This window comes from Streptomyces sp. NPDC058000, assembly GCF_042886435.1.
Lineage (GTDB): Bacteria > Actinomycetota > Actinomycetes > Streptomycetales > Streptomycetaceae > Streptomyces.
The window spans coordinates 109,346-124,511 of the sequence record NZ_JBHVQS010000012.1 but is presented as its reverse complement, the minus strand read 5'-3'; the positions used below and the strand labels follow the sequence as shown (position 1 = coordinate 124,511).

Sequence of the window (15,166 nt, the reverse complement as noted above, 5' to 3'; positions counted from 1 at the left end):
GGCTGTCACCATTGCGCGGGTCTTCCGTCACAGCCTTTCAACAGCCCCTCGCCGACGATCACTCACCGTCGTTGTCCGGGCACAGGGTGAGCGATCACCCCGCCGTACGCTGCCCCTGCCGGCTCGCCGGGCCGACCCTGTGTGCGGCGCCAAGGAGGTGCGCAGAGATGACCGACCGAAGGCTCTGGTCGTACAAGGAGATCGCCGCCCACATCCAGGTGCAGCCGGACACCGTGCGTTCATACCGCAAGCACGGTTTGCTACCGGAGCCCGATCTAGTGGAGGGCGGTAAACCGTACTGGTTCGCGGACACCGTCAGAGCCTGGGTGGCACAGCGCCCGGGCCAACGCGGGCGACAGTGACCGTCCGGGTCTGAGCCGGCGGGGACGGGCCCGGCTCCGACGTTCGGCACCCGCTCCGTTCGGGCGCCCGTACTGGTCGGCACCCGTCCCGTTCGACGCTCAGCACCCGACGCTCGACGGCCATGATGCGGCGGACACGGCGGACGCGCCGGACGCGGCGGATCGAACGGGACGGTGCTGACGCCGCTGCGGGCGGTCGACCGCGAACCGGTCCGGCGAACCGCGCAGTACCCCAAGGCCCGCAAACCCGCGCCCCCGCAACCCCTGGCCCGCGGCAGTCCCCGAGCCACGCTGACACGCCCGTCCGCTACGGCGCCGCCGCCCCGACTCCGTCCCGAGGCGGTGCCGTGGAGCCTCTGATCTCCAGTTCCGGGGTGACGAGTTGATGGCCGGCGGGTGCGTCGGGGTGCGTCATCCGGTCCAGCAGGCAACGGGCGGCGCGGCGGCCGACCTCGTGGCTGGCGTTGTTGACCGAGCTCAGCCAGAGGTGGCGGATGCGGGCTAGGTAGGTGTTGTCGTAGCCGACGACGGAGAGGTCGGCGGGCACGTCGAGGCCCAGTTCCCCGGCGGCGGACAGCGCGCCGATGGCGGCGAGGTCGTTGAACGCGAAGACGGCGGTGGGGCGGTGACCGCCACGGACCGGACTGAGCAACCGTACGGCGGCGCGGTAGCCACCCTCCTCCGTGCCGTCACCGCTCTCCACCACGGCGTGTGCGGCCAACCCGTGGTCGCGCATCGCGGCCTCGAAGCCGCGCCGGCGCAGTTCGCCGACCAACCCCCGGCCGGCGATGTGGGCGATCCGGCGGTGTCCGAGGCCGATGAGGTGCTCGGCGGCGAGGCGGGCGCCGTGTTCGTCGTCGTTGGCGACGATGTCGGCCCGCGGCAGCCGGGGTTCGTGGTTGCCGGCGATGACGGTCGGCAACCGCTCGGCGACCTCGGCGAGCCCCGCGGTGTCCGGGAGAGTGCCGACCACGACCAGGCCGTCGACCCGGAGTTCCTGGAAGGTACGGGCGAACTCCTGGCCGGCGCGCCGGTCCAGACGGCCGTCGGCCATCAACATCCGCAGGCCGTGCGCGTGCAGCAGGGAGTTGAGGCCGTCGAGAACGTCCACGAACCAGGGGTTGCGCATGTCGTTCAGCAGGACGCCCACGGTGTGCGTGCGGCGGGCGACGAGGCTGCGGGCGGCGGCGTTGGGCCGGTAGCCCAGCTCGTCGATGGCGGCCAGGACGGCCTGCCGCTTGGCGTCGCTGACCCGGGGCGAGCCCTGGAGGACGAGCGAGACCAGCGATTTGGAGACACCGGCGCGTTCGGCGACACCGCGGATCGTCGGAGGCCGGTCAGTGCCGGGGGCCGCCTTGGGGGGCTCGCCCGGCGGGGTGTTGGACCGTTCCATGAGTGGAAATCCTTCCATCGGTGCAGGTCGGCGTCAATGCGTACGCATACGGGCGCCGCCGGACCCAGCTCCCTCCCCACCGGCGGGCACCACCGCGAGCCACCCCACACACCGCGCATTCCTCATTACTCGACACCCATCGCCCATCACCGATCACTCACCACTTGCCACTTGCCACTCGCCACTTGCCACTCGCCACTCGCTAACTTGTCCCTCCTGACTCCCGGCACCTGACTCCCTAGCCCCCGGGCCCCGCCCCCGCCCCGCCCCTGGCTCCTGGCTCCCGGCTCCCGGCTCCTGCCACGGCACGGGAGTTGACTGTCCCCCGGGGGTTGACATCCGGACATACGGACATGCAGGGTGCCGAGGACACCACGTTTGGACCGTTCCAAACGGCGCCGGGTCGCGCCAGCACCTCGTGCCCCCACCGCGCCCACCCCGTGCCCTTTCCCTCCCCCCTCCCCTCTCCCCCACCCTCCCCTCTCCCCCACCCTCCTCTCGCCACCTCCTCCCTCCCCTTCCGCCCCTCCCTCCCTCCTTCCGCCCCCGAAAGGAACCCCATGAAGATCGGCCTCATCGGTACCGGGCGCATTGGCGCGTTCCATGCCGCGACCCTGCAGAACGTCCCCGGCGTCACCGGCCTCGTGGTCGCCGACGCGGACCCGGCGCGGGCCGCCGCGCTCGCCGACACCCTGGGCGTACGGGCCGCCGACAGCATCACGGCGCTGTACGCGGAGGGCGTGGACGGCGTGGTGATCACCGCCGCGACCAGTGCGCACGCCGCGTTGATCCATCAGGCCCTGGACGTCGGTGTACCGGTGTTCTGTGAGAAGCCGGTGGCACTGGACGTGCCGGGCACCCGTGCCGTCGTGGAGCGCGCCGAGGCCGGCACCGTACCCGTGCAGATCGGCTTCCAGCGACGGTTCGACGCCGGGTATCGGGCGGCGCGTGAGGCACTGCGCTCCGGTGAGCTGGGTTGGCTGCACACCCTGCGGGCCTGCACCAGCGACCAGTCACCGCCGCCGGCGGCCTTCATCCCCACCTCCGGCGGGCTGTTCCGGGACTGCAGCATCCACGACTTCGACATCATGCGCTGGCTGACCGGTCGCGAGGTGGTCTCGGTCTACGCCCAGGGCGCCAACCGCGGCGCGGACTTCTTCGCCGACGGCGACGACGTCGACACCTGCGCCGCGCTGCTGCGCTTTGACGACGGCACCCTGGCCACGGTCACCGCGACCCGCTACAACGGCGCGGGCCACGACGTCCGGCTGGAGGTCTGTGGCTCCGCGGGCGCCCGCTTCGTCGGCCTGGACGACCGGGCACCGATGCCGTCGGCCGAGGCACAACTGTCCTGGCAGCGGGCGGACGCCCCGTACGCCACGTTCATGGAGCGGTTCCACGACGCGTACGTGACCGAGTTGGGGGTCTTCGTCGAGGTCGCCGCGGGCCGTATGCCCAACCCCTGCGCCCCCTCCGAGGCGTTGGAGGCGCTGTACGTCGCGGAGGCGTGCGACCGCTCGCGGCGGACCGGTCAGCCGGTGGTCGTCGCGGACGTCCGGGCGGCCGCGGGCGGCAGGGCGGCGCCCGGCGCGTGACCGGCGGCGGTCTCATGACCGAGCAGTTGGCGGCCGGTCCGGGGACGGCGCGGGGCGTGGGGACGCTCGCCGTGCTGGTGCCGGCCGCGCTGCTGGTGGGGGTCTCCAAGACCGCCGTCAGTGGCGTGGGGACGCTGGGTGTGGCGCTGTTCGCGATCGTGCTGCCGGCCAGGGAATCCACCGGTGTCCTCCTTCCGCTGCTGCTCGTGGGTGATGTGCTGGCCGTGCGCGCCTACCGCGGGCACGCCGACCGGACCGTGCTGCTCCGGCTGCTGCCGTCGGTGGCGGCCGGGGTGTTGCTCGGGGTGGTGTTCGTCGCGCGGACCGGTGACGGCGTGCTGCGGCGCACGATCGGTGTGCTGCTGCTGACGGTCGCGGTGCACCAGGTGTGGCAGCGGGTCCGCGCCCGGGCCCGGGCGTCGGAACGGGTGCGGGCTGGGGGCGTGGGCGTGGGGGTGGTGCGGGGTCGTTCCCGGTGATCCGTCAGCACCGGTGGGGGACGGTGTTCTTCGGGCTGGTCGCCGGGTTCGCGACCATGGTGGCCAACGCCGGTGGGCCGGCGATGTCGCTTTATCTCCTTTCGGCTGGCTTCGGGATGCTCGGGTTTCTGGGGACCGGTGCGTGGTTCTTCTTGCTCGTCAATCTCGTGAAGGTGCCGTTCAGCGTGGGGTTGGGGCTGGTCACGGCGGACGGGCTGGCGCTGGATGCGTTGCTGGTCGTTGCCGTGGTCGTCGGTGCGTATACCGGGCGGGCGCTGGTGCGTCGCATCGACCGGGGAGTTTTCGAGCGGTTGGTGCTCGTCTTCACGGTCCTCACCAGCGTCGTGCTGGTGCGCTGAGGCGGGGAGGGTGGGCAGGGCGGCGAGGGGCTTCCCGCCGGTGGTCCGTCACGTCATTGCGTCGTCCCCGGCCGGCCGGCTCCGGCCGCGGCGTCGTCGCCGGTCGTCGGCTCCGGCAGCGTCGTCCGCCACTCATGGGCGCGTATGAGGTGGCCCTTGGGGTATTCGACCTCGCACGCTCCTATGAAGGTGAAGCCGGCTTTGCGGCATACCGCGTTCGACGCGGCGTTGGCCACGGAGGGGAAGGCGTGGACGATGCGGTGCCGGCCTTCGGCGGCGGCCGCCGTGAGGACCTGCCGCACCGCGGTCGCCGCGATGCCGCGGCCCTGGAATCCGGGGAGCACGCCCCAGCCGGTCTCGTACACCGTCGTTCCCTGCCACTCCGTTTCCCAGAAGCCGATCGTGCCCACGGCCTCGCGCTGCGGCAGGAGCAGGATGCGGTACATCCGGCCGGGTCCCTCGGCCGCGAGGTATCTGCGATGGCGGCGGGCGAGCTGCTCCTCGGTCTCGGGACCGCCCAAGTGTCGGGTCATCTCAGGGGCGTTGGCCTTGCGCAGCAGGTCGAGGTCGGCTGCCGTCCACGGCTCGATCCGCACGTCGGGGGCGGCTGCCGGCGCTTCGGTGGTGCGTTCCGTCGTCATGTCCTCAACGTTACGCACGACCACTGACAGTCACACCGATGCTGTGGATGACGCCTGGTCATCGCCCTCTTCGCGGTCGGTGCACGGGGGTTCGCCGGGGGGCCGGCGGCCGGCCTGGGCGCGCAGGGCGCGGCGGCGGGTGCCCCACTGGACGGCGGTGCCGGTGGCGGCGACGAGGACGGAGACACCGATGCCGATGCCGGCGGCGTAGAGGGGGTTTCCGGCGGCGGCGCTGCCGAGGTAGCCGAGGCCGATGGAGTAGGCGGCCCACAGGGACTCGGCGAGGCCGGCGCCGATCAGGTACTTGCGCAGCGGGTAGCGCAGTATCCCGGAGGCCAGGGGGCCGACGATCCGCCCGCTGGGCAGGAACCGTACGGCGATCACGAAGGGGACGCCGTAGCGCCGGATCCGCCGGGAGGTCCATTCGAGGGCCGCCCGGCGGCGCGGTCGGCGCAGCATCCAGGCGCGGACGGGGCCGCCGAACCGGCGGGCGGCGAGGTACATCAGCAGGTCACCGACGAAGGCACTGCCGGCGACGATCGCCAGGACGAGGGGGAGGGCGACGCGCCCTTCGGAGGCGAGGACGCCGGTGGAGACCAGGAGTGCGGAGTTGGGGACCAGTGGCGGCAGGGTGGTCAGCGCCAGCAGGCCGTAGAGGGCGAGTGTGCCGTCCATCCGGCCGCCTCCTCGGATCCGCGCCCCGAGCCCGTATCCCCAGGCTGACGCGTGGCGGGGCGGGTGGCAACGCGCGCGGTCCGGGGCGTCCCGGGGTTGGATCGATACCCCTAGGGGGTATACAGTGACAAGAGTCGGGAGGACGACACCGGCCGCCACCGCGCTCCCCCACGCCACTCAGGCACCACACTGGGCGCAACGGCCACATCGCCCGTACCGGCGCATGTCGGCACACACGGCACCACGAGGAGAATCCCATGGCTGAGAACGGCTCCTGCTGCACCCCCGAAGGGTCCTGCCACACCGGCGGCGGCACCGCCGTCCAGGTTGGCGCGGTGACCGCCACCTACAAGGTCACCGGCATGACCTGCGGTCACTGCGAGGGTGCGGTGTCGACCGAGATCGGCGAGATCGCCGGGGTGAGCTCGGTGCAGGCGGTCGCGGCGACCGGCCTGGTGACCGTCACCTCGGAGGCGCCGCTGGACGAGGCCGCGGTGCGCGCGGCGGTCGACGAGGCGGGGTACGAGCTCGCGGGTCAGGTCTGACCCACCCCGCACTCCCTCACGAGGCGCAGGACGTGCCCGCCGGCGGCGGGACGGCCTGCGCCTCGCGCGTACCGGAGAAACGGCCACCCAACCGGACACTGACGGTAATCGCCGCAGAGCGGGACGATCAGCGACGAACGATCACAACTTCAGGGCACGGCCACAGAAATTCACACGGCCTTTACAACTCGCACAACACCCATACCTTGGGGCGCTGATCTACAAATGGAAGCCCTTGACCATATTCGCCCCCATATGGCATGAGACTCAGATCACACTCTTCGGAACGTAACCATCGAGGGGGGTCGCGAGTCTAACCGGGCAGTGCGAGCACCCCGGCGGGGCTTGCACTGCGACAGCCGTGCAAGGTCTTGGGGGACCATGCCCGGCTCTGCGTTGGCCGGGGCGACGCGCCCGGGGAGCTTTGAGCGGCCCTCCCGTATGTGCGCGTCCCGGCAGAGCGCGGTGCAACCCGGAACGCCCGGACGGATCCCGTGGGGGGAATCCGCACCGGGACATGGGAAGCGCCCCGCACTCTGGACCCGTGGGGGGATCCGGAGGCGGGGCGCTTTCTTTTGCGCGCTCGCGGCTTCGTCTGCGCGCTCGCGTCGCGGCACCGACCGGCGACCGAGCGGGCGTCGCATTTACGCGATTATCGATCACCCATACGTAACAGTCGGCCTCGGTCCAGCCGCTACGCGGGGACCGGGTTCAGCGCTCCTGGACGGGTACGAAGTCGCGCTCGACGACGCCGGTGTAGATCTGCCGCGGACGGCCGATGCGGGAACCGGGCTCCTTGATCATCTCGTGCCACTGGGCGATCCAGCCGGGGAGCCGGCCGAGCGCGAAGAGCACGGTGAACATCTCGGTCGGGAAGCCCATCGCCCGGTAGATCAGGCCGGTGTAGAAGTCGACGTTCGGGTAGAGCTTGCGCTCGACGAAGTAGTCGTCGGCCAGCGCGTGCTCCTCCAGCTTCAGGGCGATGTCGAGGAGCTCGTCATCCTTGCCCAGCGCCGAAAGGACGTCGTGCGCCGCCGCCTTGATGATCTTCGCCCGGGGGTCGAAGTTCTTGTAGACGCGGTGCCCGAAGCCCATGAGCTTCACGCCGTCTTCCTTGTTCTTCACCTTGCGGATGAAGGTGTCGACGTCGCCGCCGGCGTCCCGGATGCCTTCCAGCATCTCCAGCACCGACTGGTTGGCGCCACCGTGCAGCGGGCCCCAGAGGGCGTTGATGCCCGCCGAGATCGAGGCGAAGAGGTTCGCCTGCGAGGAGCCGACCAGGCGCACGGTGGAGGTCGAACAGTTCTGCTCGTGGTCCGCGTGCAGGATCAGCAGCTTGTCGAGCGCGCTGACCACGACCGGGTCCAGGTCGTACTCGGCGGCGGGGACCGAGAAGGTCATCCGCAGGAAGTTCTCCACGTACCCGAGGTCGTTGCTCGGGTAGACGACCGGGTGGCCGACCGACTTCTTGTAGGCGTAGGCCGCGATGGTCGGAAGCTTGGCCAGCAGGCGGATCGTGGAGATGTGCCGCTGCCGCTCGTCGAACGGGTTGTGGCTGTCCTGGTAGAACGTCGACAGCGCGCTGACCACGGAGGACAGCATGGCCATCGGGTGGGCGTCCCGGGGGAAGCCGTCGTAGAAGCGCTTGACGTCCTCGTGGAGCAGGGTGTGGTACGTGATGTCCTGCTTGAAGGTCGCCAGCTCGTCGACGGTGGGGAGCTCACCATTGATGAGGAGGTAGGCGGTCTCCACGAACGTGCTGCGCTCCGCGAGCTGCTCGATCGGGTAACCGCGATAACGAAGGATGCCCTTTTCACCGTCGAGATAGGTGATCGCGGATTTATATGCCGCGGTGTTGCCATAACCGGAATCCAGGGTCACCAGACCGGTCTGGGCGCGCAGCTTCGAGATGTCGAAGCCCTTGTCGCCGACCGAGCTGTCGACGACCGGGTAGCTGTATTCGCCGTCCCCGTAACGCAGTACTACAGAGTTGTCGCTCACGTCATCCCTCACCGACGTTGTGCCTCTTCTTCGAGGTGCCCTGACTGCCTATACCTTCCCCCATTTGGACCTTGGATGTGCACTCGGGGTCGGCCATAGGGCCTCATCGCGGCACTCAGTGCCGCGTCGGAGTCCATCCTGCTCCCGTTCGCCCCGATTAGGAAAGAGGGGCGACCTCACCGCGCTCCGGCGAGCCGGTGATCCAGCGCGGTATGCCTCCGACCGGCGGATACCGTCCGCACGGCCTGACCGAGTGCTCTCCGGGACCCCACCAGCACCACCAGGCGCTTCGCCCGCGTCACGGCGGTATAGAGCAAATTGCGCTGGAGCATCATCCAGGCGCTGGTGGTGACCGGAATCACCACGGCCGGATACTCGCTCCCTTGGGAGCGATGGATCGTCACCGCATAGGCATGGGCGAGTTCGTCCAGTTCGTCGAAGTCGTACGGCACCTCCTCGTCCTCGTCCGTGAGGACCGTCAGCCGCTGCTCGACGCTGTCCAGGCCCGTGACCACCCCCACCGTCCCGTTGAAGACGCCGTTACGGCCCTTCTCGTAGTTGTTCCTGATCTGGGTGACCTTGTCGCCGACGCGGAAGACCCGGCCGCCGAAACGGCGCTCCGGCAGATCCGGGCGGGCCGGGGTCACCGCCTGTTGGAGCAGGCCGTTCAGCGCCCCCGCACCGGCCGGGCCGCGGTGCATCGGGGCCAGCACCTGGACGTCCCGGCGCGGGTCGAGGCCGAACTTCGCCGGGATGCGGCGCGCCACCACGTCGACCGTCAACCGGGCGGCCTCCTCCGCGTCCTCCTCCGGAAACAGGAAGAAATCCGCGAGACCGCTGGTCAGCGGGGGAACGCCGGAATTGATGCGGTGCGCGTTGGTGACCACACCGGACTGCTGGGCCTGGCGGAAGATCTTGGTCAGCCGGACGGCCGGCACCGGGCCGCCCTCCCCCATGGCCTTAAGGGCATGGGAGATGCCCCCATCCCGGCCACCGCCCCCGTCCGCCGCGCTGCGCCCGGCCCCTCCCCCGGCCAGCAGATCGCGCAGCACCTCGCCGGCGCCCACCGACGGCAGCTGGTCCACGTCCCCGACCAGCAGCAGGTGGGCGCCCGGCGGCACCGCCTTGACCAGCTTGTTCGCCAACAGCAGATCGAGCATCGACGCCTCGTCGACCACCACCAGATCGGCGTCCAGCGGGCGGTCCGCGTCGTAGGCGGCGTCCCCACCCGGCCTGAGCTCCAACAGGCGGTGCACGGTGGAGGCGTCCGCCCCCGTCAGCTCCGCCAGCCGCTTGGCCGCCCGGCCCGTGGGCGCCGCCAGCACCACCGTGGCCTGCTTGGCGCGGGCCAGCTCGACCACCGAGCGGACCGTGAACGACTTGCCGCAGCCCGGCCCGCCCGTGAGCACCGCGACCTTGCTGGTCAGCGCCAGCCGGACCGCCGCCTGCTGCTCAGGCGCCAGCTCCGTCCCCGTACGCCGCGCCAGCCACGCCAGCGCCTTGTCCCAGTCCACGCCCCGGAACGCGGGCATCCGGTCGTCGTCCGTGCGCAGCAGTCTGGTCAGCCGGCCGGCCAGGGAGATCTCGGCGCGGTGGAACGGCACCAGATACACCGCGGTGACCGGAGCGCCGTCCTCCGGGCCGGGCACCTTCTCGCGGACCACGCCCTCCGGGTCCTCGGCCAACTCGGCCAGGCAGTCGATGACCAGGCCGGTGTCCACCTGGAGCAACTTCACCGCGTCCGCGATCAGTTGCTCCTCGGGCAGGAAGCAGTGCCCCTGGTCCGTGGACTGCGACAGCGCGTACTGGAGACCGGACTTGACCCGCTCCGGGCTGTCGTGCGGGATGCCCACCGACTGGGCGATCCGGTCGGCGGTCAGGAAGCCGATGCCCCACACGTCGGCGGCCAGGCGGTAGGGCTCGTTCTTCACCACGGAGATCGACGCGTCGCCGTACTTCTTGTAGATCCGCACGGCGATGGAGGTGGACACGCCGACGCCCTGGAGGAAGACCATCACCTCCTTGATCGCCTTCTGCTCCTCCCAGGCGGCACCGATCAGCTTGGTGCGCTTGGGGCCCAGGCCGGGCACCTCGATCAGGCGCCCGGGGTCCTGCTCGATCACGTCGAGGGTGTCGATGCCGAAGTGCTCGGTGATGCGGTCCGCGATCCGGGGGCCGATGCCCTTGATGAGGCCCGAGCCCAAATAGCGGCGGATGCCCTGGATGGTGGCCGGCAGGACGGTGGTGTAGTTCTCCACCGTGAACTGCTTGCCGTACTGGGGGTGCGAGCCCCAGCGGCCCTCCAGCCGGAGTGACTCCCCCGGCTGCGCCCCCAGGAGCGCGCCCACCACGGTCAGCAGCTCGCCGGAGCCGCGGCCGGTGTCGACCCGGGCGACGGTGTAACCGTTCTCCTCATTGGCGTAGGTGATCCGCTCCAGGACCCCTTCCACCACGGCTGCGTTGAGCATGCCTTGACGGTACCGCCGGGGGCTGACAGCGGGATGGGGCGCCGGGGCTTCCCTCGCCCCCTGAGACAGATGGCAGGTCCACGAAACGGGTCAGGTGACATGGCTGAGGAAGCGGGTGACGACCTCGGTGAGGACTTCGGTGCCGTTGCGGGACCACAGGGACGGGTTGAAGATCTCCACCTCGATGGGGCCCCGGTAGCCGGCCGCGTCGACGCGTTCGCGGAACCAGCGCAGGTCCACCGAGCCGTCGCCCAGCTGCCCGCGCCCCAGGAGGACGCCCTCGGGGAGCGGCGTGATCCAGTCGGCGAGTTGGAAGGCGGCGATCCGGGAGGGCGCGTTCTCCGCACCGGTGGTGCCGTCCGCATCGGTGGTGCCGTCCGCGCCGCCGGCCCGGGCGAGTTGGGTGCCGACCGTGTCGTCCCACCACAGGTGGTAGGTGTCCACCACCACGCCCACCTGGTCGGCGGGGAAGCGCTCCGCCAGATCGAGGGCCTGGGCGAGGGTGGAGACGACGCACCGGTCCGCCGCGTACATCGGGTGCAGCGGTTCCAGGGCCAGTCGTACGCCCCGCTCGGCGGCGTACGGGGCCAGTTCGGCGAGCGCGTCGGCGACCCGCTCCCGGGCGCCGGCGAGGTCCCGGCTGCCGGGCGGCAGTCCGCCGGAGACCAGGACCAGGGTGCCGGTGCCGAGTGCCGCGGCCTCCTCGACGGCGGCCCGGTTGTCCGCCAGGGCCGCCCTGCGCTCCGTGGGGTCCGCGGCGGTGAAGAAGCCGCCCCGGCACAGGCTGGTGACGGTGAGCCCGGCGTCCCGTACGAGGCGGGCTGCGGCGGTCACCCCGTAGGCGCGCACCGGTGCCCGCCACAGGCCGACGCCCCGCAGGCCCGCCCGGGCGCAGCCGTCGGCCAGTTCGGGCAGCGACCACTGCCGGATGGTCTCCTGGTTGAGGCTCAAGCGGGAGAGGAGGGGCTGCGCCGCGGTATCCGTCACGTGGTGCTCGCCTCCTCGGCGCCGTGGACGGCCAGGAGGGCGCGCATTCTGGCGGCGGCCAGGTCCGGGTCGGGGAACAGGCCCAGTGCGGCGCCGAGTTCGTGGGCGCGGCGCAGGTGGGGGAGGGAGCGGGCGGATTGCAGGCCGCCGACCATGGTGAAGTGGGACTGGTGCCCGGCCAACCAGGCGAGCAGGACCACGCCGGTCTTGTAGTAGCGGGTGGGGGCCTGGAAGAGGTGACGGGCCAGGGGGACGGTCGGGTCGAGGACGGCGCGGAAACCGGCCGGGTCGCCGGCGTCCAGGCGGCGGACGGCCGCGGCTGCCAGGGGGGCGAGCGGGTCGAAGACGCCCAGCAGGGCGTCGCTGAAGCCGTGGGCGTCGCCGGCGATCAGTTCGGGGTAGTGGAAGTCGTCGCCCGTATAGCAGCGCACTCCCGCCCGTCGCCCACCACCGCCCTTGTCCGTGGCACTTCGGGCCACCCCCATTGTCCGGAGCCGGCGGCGCAGCCGTACTTCCCGGGAGGCGTCCAGGAGGGAGACCTTGACGCCGTCCACCGCGCGGGGGTTGTCGGCGATGATGCCGAGGAGCGTCTCCGTGGCGGTGTCGAGGTCCGGGCTGCCCCAGTAGCCGGCCAGTGCCGGGTCGAACGCCGGGCCGAGCCAGTGCAGGATCACCGGGCGGGTGGCCTGGCGCAGCAGGTGCCCGTAGAGGTCGCGGTAGGCGTCGGGGCCGGCGCCGAGCGCGGCGAGCTGGCGGGAGGCCATCAGGACGGGCAGGGCGCCGGCGTCCTCGACCACGGTGAGCTGCTCCTCGTAGGCGGCTCGGACGTCGGCCAAAGAGGCGCCGGCCGGGGGGAGTTGGTCGGTTCCGGCGCCGCAGGCGAGGTGGCCGCCGACCGCGCGGGCCTCGGCGGCCGAGCGGCGGATCAGTTCGGCGGCGCCGGCCCAGTCCAGGCCCATACCGCGCTGCGCGGTGTCCATCGCCTCGGCCACGCCCAGCCCGTGCGCCCAGAGGTGGCGGCGGAAGGCGAGGGTGGCGTCCCAGTCGAGGGCGGCCGGGCCGTCCGGGGCGGTGTCGGCGCGCGGGTCGGCGACCACATGGGCGGCGGCGAAGACCCTACGGGAGCGCAGCCGCGGGGGCGTCCCGGTGGCGGGCGCGGCTTCCGGAGTGGTCACCGGGTCAGTTCCGGTACGGGCAGCCGGCGGCCCTCGACCGAGGAGCGCAGGCCCAGTTCGGCGAGTCGGACACCGCGGGCGCCCGCCCAGAGGTCCCAGTGCCAGGGCCCGTCGGCCACCACGTGCCGGAGGAAGAGCTCCCACTGGGCCTTGAAGGCATTGTCGAACTCGGCGTTGTCGGGGACCTCCTGCCACTGGTCGCGGAACGGCTCGGTGGACGGCAGGTCGGGGTTCCAGACGGGTTTGGGGGTGGTGGCGCGGTGTTGGACGCGGCAGCGGCGGAGTCCGGCGACGGCCGAGCCCTCGGTGCCGTCGACCTGGAATTCCAGCAGTTCGTCGCGGTGCACCCGGACCGCCCAGGAGGAGTTGATCTGGGCGAGGATGCCGCCGTCGAGTTCGAAGAGGGCGTAGGCGGCGTCGTCGGCGGTCGCCTCGTACGGGGTGCCGGACTCGTCCCAGCGGCGCGGGAGGTGGGTGGCCACCCGGGCCTGGACGGCGCGGACCGGCCCGAAGAGCTCGTGCAGCACGTACTCCCAGTGCGGGAACATGTCCGCGGCGATGCCGCCGCCGTCCTCGGCGCGGTAGTTCCAGGAGGGGCGCTGGGCGGACTGCCAGTCGCCTTCGAAGACCCAGTAGCCGAACTCGCCCCGTACGGACAGGACCCGGCCGAAGAAACCGCCGTCCAGGAGGCGGCGGAGTTTGCGCAGACCGGGGAGGAAGAGCTTGTCCTGGACGACGCCGTGTTTGACGCCGGCTTCCTGGGCGCGGTGGGCGAGGTCCAGGGCTCCGGTGAGGCCGGCGGCGGTGGGCTTCTCCACGTAGAGGTGCTTTCCGGCAGAAATCGCTTTCTTGACTGCCGGTTCGCGGGCGGCGGTCACCTGGGCGTCGAAGTAGATCTCGACGGAGTCGTCGGCGAGGACGGTGTCGAGGTCGGGGCTCCAGGTGAGGCCGTACCGTTCGGCCAGCGCCCGGACCCGCGGCGCGGAGCGGCCGACCAGCACCGGTTCCGGCCAGATCACCGTGCCGTCGTCCAACGGGAGTCCGCCCTGTTCCCGCAGGGCGAGGAGGGAGCGGACCAGGTGCTGGTGGTGGCCCATGCGCCCGGTCACGCCGTTCATGGCGATGCGTACGGTCCTACGTGTCACGGCCCGGCCTCTCTACGCGCTCGGTGGGTGGGGTGCGTGCGGGGTGATGCGCGGATGGGGTACCTGTGGACAGTAAGCGCTTTCTCCAAGAGGGGACGCTAGCCTGCGTGGCAGGTCGCCAACAAGGGTGCGGCCGAGGGTCGTTGCGGCATGCGGGAGGGCGTGATGGCGGTGACGCTGGCGGATGTGGCGGCGCGTGCGGGGGTGTCGCCGGCGACCGTCTCGCGCGTGCTCAGCGGCAGCTATCCGGTGACCGAGGGCACCCGCGGCCGGGTGCTGCGCGCGGTCGCGGAGTTGGAGTACGTCGTGGACGGCCCGGCGAGCGCGCTGGCCGGCGCCGGTTCGGACCTGGTCGGCATCCTGGTGAACGACCTCGCGGACCCGTTCTTCGGGGTGTTGGCGGCCGCCGTCCAGGGGGAGCTGGGCGATGCCGCCGGGAGCGGGGCCGAGAAGCTGGCCGTGGTGTGCAGCACGGGCGGCTCCCCGCAGCGCGAGCTGGACTACCTCACCCACCTCCAGCGGCAGCGGGCCACCGCGGTGGTGCTGACCGGCGGCGCCCCGGAGGACCCCGGGCACGCGCGGGCCCTCGCCGCCAGAGTGGCGCGGCTGGCGGAGGCGGGCACCCGGGTGGTGCTGTGCGGGCGGCCCCCACAGGACCGGGAGGTGACAGCGGCGGCGGTGCCACCGGGCGCGGGCCGGGCCCGGGCCGCCGTTCCGCCCGTCACCCTGGCGTTCGACAACCGCGGCGGCGCCCGGCGGTTGACGGCGCACCTGCTGGCGCTGGGGCACCGCCGGATCGGCTGTGTGGCGGGCCCGGCCGGCCGCACCACCACGGCCGAGCGGCTGGCCGGCCACCGGGACGCGCTCGCCGCGCACGGCACCGTGGACGTGCCGGCGCGCACCGTCCCCGGGGCCTACGACCGCTCCTCGGGCTATGACGCGGCCCTGGAACTCCTCCGTCGGGAGCCGGACCTGACGGCCGTGGTGGCGGCCAACGACACCGCCGCGCTCGGGGTGTGCGCGGCGCTGCGCGACCGGGGGCTGCGGATACCCGAGGACGTCTCGGTCGCCGGTTTCGACGATCTGCCGTTCAGCATGGACGCGGCGCCCGCGCTGACCACCGTGCGGCTGCCGCTGCGGGAGGCCGGGGCGCGGGCCGGGCGGCTGGCGCTGGGGCGGGCGGTGGCGCCGCCGGGTGGAGTGGCGACGCTGTCGGCGGAGCTGCTGGTGCGCGAGTCGACCGGTCCGGTGCGGCCCGGGGCGGCGACCGCCGGGGGTGGCGGGGGCGCGGTTTCGGGCGGGGTCGGGTCGGGCAGGTCTGGCGGCTGACGTGACATCAGG

General features: G+C 72.1%; 12 protein-coding genes and 1 pseudogene. 5 read left to right on the top strand and 8 right to left on the bottom strand.

Features of this window, described 5'->3' with window-relative positions; all coding sequences use genetic code 11:
- Nucleotides 1–167 precede the first annotated feature (167 nt).
- On the top strand, nucleotides 168–362 hold the full coding sequence (locus tag ACFVT2_RS15660) for a helix-turn-helix transcriptional regulator (protein ID WP_390017340.1): 195 nt from the start codon (nucleotides 168–170) through the stop codon (nucleotides 360–362).
- A 307-nt stretch (nucleotides 363–669) separates the two neighbouring features.
- On the opposite strand, the gene ACFVT2_RS15655 is transcribed toward ACFVT2_RS15660, so the two are convergent.
- Nucleotides 670–1,755, bottom strand: coding sequence for a LacI family DNA-binding transcriptional regulator (locus ACFVT2_RS15655; protein ID WP_390017338.1), 1,086 nt, complete (start codon nucleotides 1,753–1,755; stop codon nucleotides 670–672).
- A 560-nt stretch (nucleotides 1,756–2,315) separates the two neighbouring features.
- Here ACFVT2_RS15655 and ACFVT2_RS15650 point away from each other — a divergent pair.
- Both ACFVT2_RS15650 and ACFVT2_RS15645 read left to right on the top strand, forming a co-directional pair.
- Nucleotides 2,316–3,350, top strand: coding sequence for a Gfo/Idh/MocA family oxidoreductase (locus ACFVT2_RS15650; protein WP_390017336.1), 1,035 nt, complete (start codon nucleotides 2,316–2,318; stop codon nucleotides 3,348–3,350).
- A 14-nt stretch (nucleotides 3,351–3,364) separates the two neighbouring features.
- Nucleotides 3,365–4,188 (top strand): annotated as a pseudogene (locus tag ACFVT2_RS15645) (TSUP family transporter).
- A gap of 53 nt (nucleotides 4,189–4,241) precedes the next feature.
- Here the strand turns inward: ACFVT2_RS15645 and ACFVT2_RS15640 are convergent.
- Both ACFVT2_RS15640 and ACFVT2_RS15635 read right to left on the bottom strand, forming a co-directional pair.
- Entirely contained in the window at nucleotides 4,242–4,829 is a 588-nt protein-coding gene (locus ACFVT2_RS15640; RefSeq protein ID WP_390017333.1) for a GNAT family N-acetyltransferase, read from the bottom strand.
- A 30-nt stretch (nucleotides 4,830–4,859) separates the two neighbouring features.
- Nucleotides 4,860–5,504 carry a DedA family protein gene (locus ACFVT2_RS15635; protein WP_390017331.1) on the bottom strand — a complete coding sequence of 215 codons (645 nt, stop codon included), beginning with the start codon at nucleotides 5,502–5,504 and terminating at the stop codon, nucleotides 4,860–4,862.
- A gap of 257 nt (nucleotides 5,505–5,761) precedes the next feature.
- On the opposite strand from ACFVT2_RS15635, the gene ACFVT2_RS15630 reads away from it, so the two are divergent.
- The gene (locus ACFVT2_RS15630; RefSeq protein ID WP_390017328.1) at nucleotides 5,762–6,049 is read left to right on the top strand and encodes a heavy-metal-associated domain-containing protein; all 288 of its coding nucleotides are present in this window, start codon (nucleotides 5,762–5,764) and stop codon (nucleotides 6,047–6,049) included.
- Nucleotides 6,050–6,760: 711 nt separating this feature from the next.
- On the opposite strand, the gene ACFVT2_RS15625 is transcribed toward ACFVT2_RS15630, so the two are convergent.
- The 5 genes from ACFVT2_RS15625 to ACFVT2_RS15605 all read right to left on the bottom strand — a co-directional run bounded on the left by ACFVT2_RS15625 (nucleotide 6,761) and on the right by ACFVT2_RS15605 (nucleotide 13,825).
- Complete coding sequence (locus ACFVT2_RS15625) at nucleotides 6,761–8,050, bottom strand: citrate synthase (RefSeq protein WP_390017325.1); 1,290 nt, start codon at nucleotides 8,048–8,050, stop codon at nucleotides 6,761–6,763.
- Between the two features lie 176 nt (nucleotides 8,051–8,226).
- Nucleotides 8,227–10,518, bottom strand: a complete 2,292-nt coding sequence (locus tag ACFVT2_RS15620) for an AAA family ATPase (RefSeq protein WP_390017322.1) — start codon at nucleotides 10,516–10,518, stop codon at nucleotides 8,227–8,229.
- A 90-nt stretch (nucleotides 10,519–10,608) separates the two neighbouring features.
- On the bottom strand, nucleotides 10,609–11,505 hold the full coding sequence (locus ACFVT2_RS15615; protein WP_390017319.1) for a sugar phosphate isomerase/epimerase family protein: 897 nt from the start codon (nucleotides 11,503–11,505) through the stop codon (nucleotides 10,609–10,611).
- Nucleotides 11,502–12,680, bottom strand: coding sequence for a DUF993 family protein (locus ACFVT2_RS15610; RefSeq protein WP_390017317.1), 1,179 nt, complete (start codon nucleotides 12,678–12,680; stop codon nucleotides 11,502–11,504). The genes ACFVT2_RS15615 and ACFVT2_RS15610 overlap by 4 nt, the downstream gene beginning before the upstream one ends.
- Nucleotides 12,677–13,825, bottom strand: a complete 1,149-nt coding sequence (locus tag ACFVT2_RS15605; protein ID WP_390017314.1) for a Gfo/Idh/MocA family protein — start codon at nucleotides 13,823–13,825, stop codon at nucleotides 12,677–12,679. Before ACFVT2_RS15605 ends, ACFVT2_RS15610 begins: the two co-directional genes overlap by 4 nt.
- A 165-nt stretch (nucleotides 13,826–13,990) precedes the next feature.
- Here ACFVT2_RS15605 and ACFVT2_RS15600 point away from each other — a divergent pair, with 165 nt between their 5' ends.
- Nucleotides 13,991–15,154, top strand: a complete 1,164-nt coding sequence (locus ACFVT2_RS15600; protein WP_390017312.1) for a LacI family DNA-binding transcriptional regulator — start codon at nucleotides 13,991–13,993, stop codon at nucleotides 15,152–15,154.
- Nucleotides 15,155–15,166: the final 12 nt, after the last annotated feature.

Excerpts from the sequence above, each read along its gene's own strand:
- ACFVT2_RS15660 (WP_390017340.1), top strand. The coding sequence starts at position 168 with ATGACCGACCGAAGGCTCTGGTCGTACAAGGAGATCGCCGCCCACATC.
- ACFVT2_RS15655 (WP_390017338.1), bottom strand. The coding sequence starts at position 1,755 with ATGGAACGGTCCAACACCCCGCCGGGCGAGCCCCCCAAGGCGGCCCCC.
- ACFVT2_RS15650 (WP_390017336.1), top strand. The coding sequence starts at position 2,316 with ATGAAGATCGGCCTCATCGGTACCGGGCGCATTGGCGCGTTCCATGCC.
- ACFVT2_RS15640 (WP_390017333.1), bottom strand. The coding sequence starts at position 4,829 with ATGACGACGGAACGCACCACCGAAGCGCCGGCAGCCGCCCCCGACGTG.
- ACFVT2_RS15635 (WP_390017331.1), bottom strand. The coding sequence starts at position 5,504 with ATGGACGGCACACTCGCCCTCTACGGCCTGCTGGCGCTGACCACCCTG.
- ACFVT2_RS15630 (WP_390017328.1), top strand. The coding sequence starts at position 5,762 with ATGGCTGAGAACGGCTCCTGCTGCACCCCCGAAGGGTCCTGCCACACC.
- ACFVT2_RS15620 (WP_390017322.1), bottom strand. The coding sequence starts at position 10,518 with ATGCTCAACGCAGCCGTGGTGGAAGGGGTCCTGGAGCGGATCACCTAC.
- ACFVT2_RS15600 (WP_390017312.1), top strand. The coding sequence starts at position 13,991 with ATGGCGGTGACGCTGGCGGATGTGGCGGCGCGTGCGGGGGTGTCGCCG.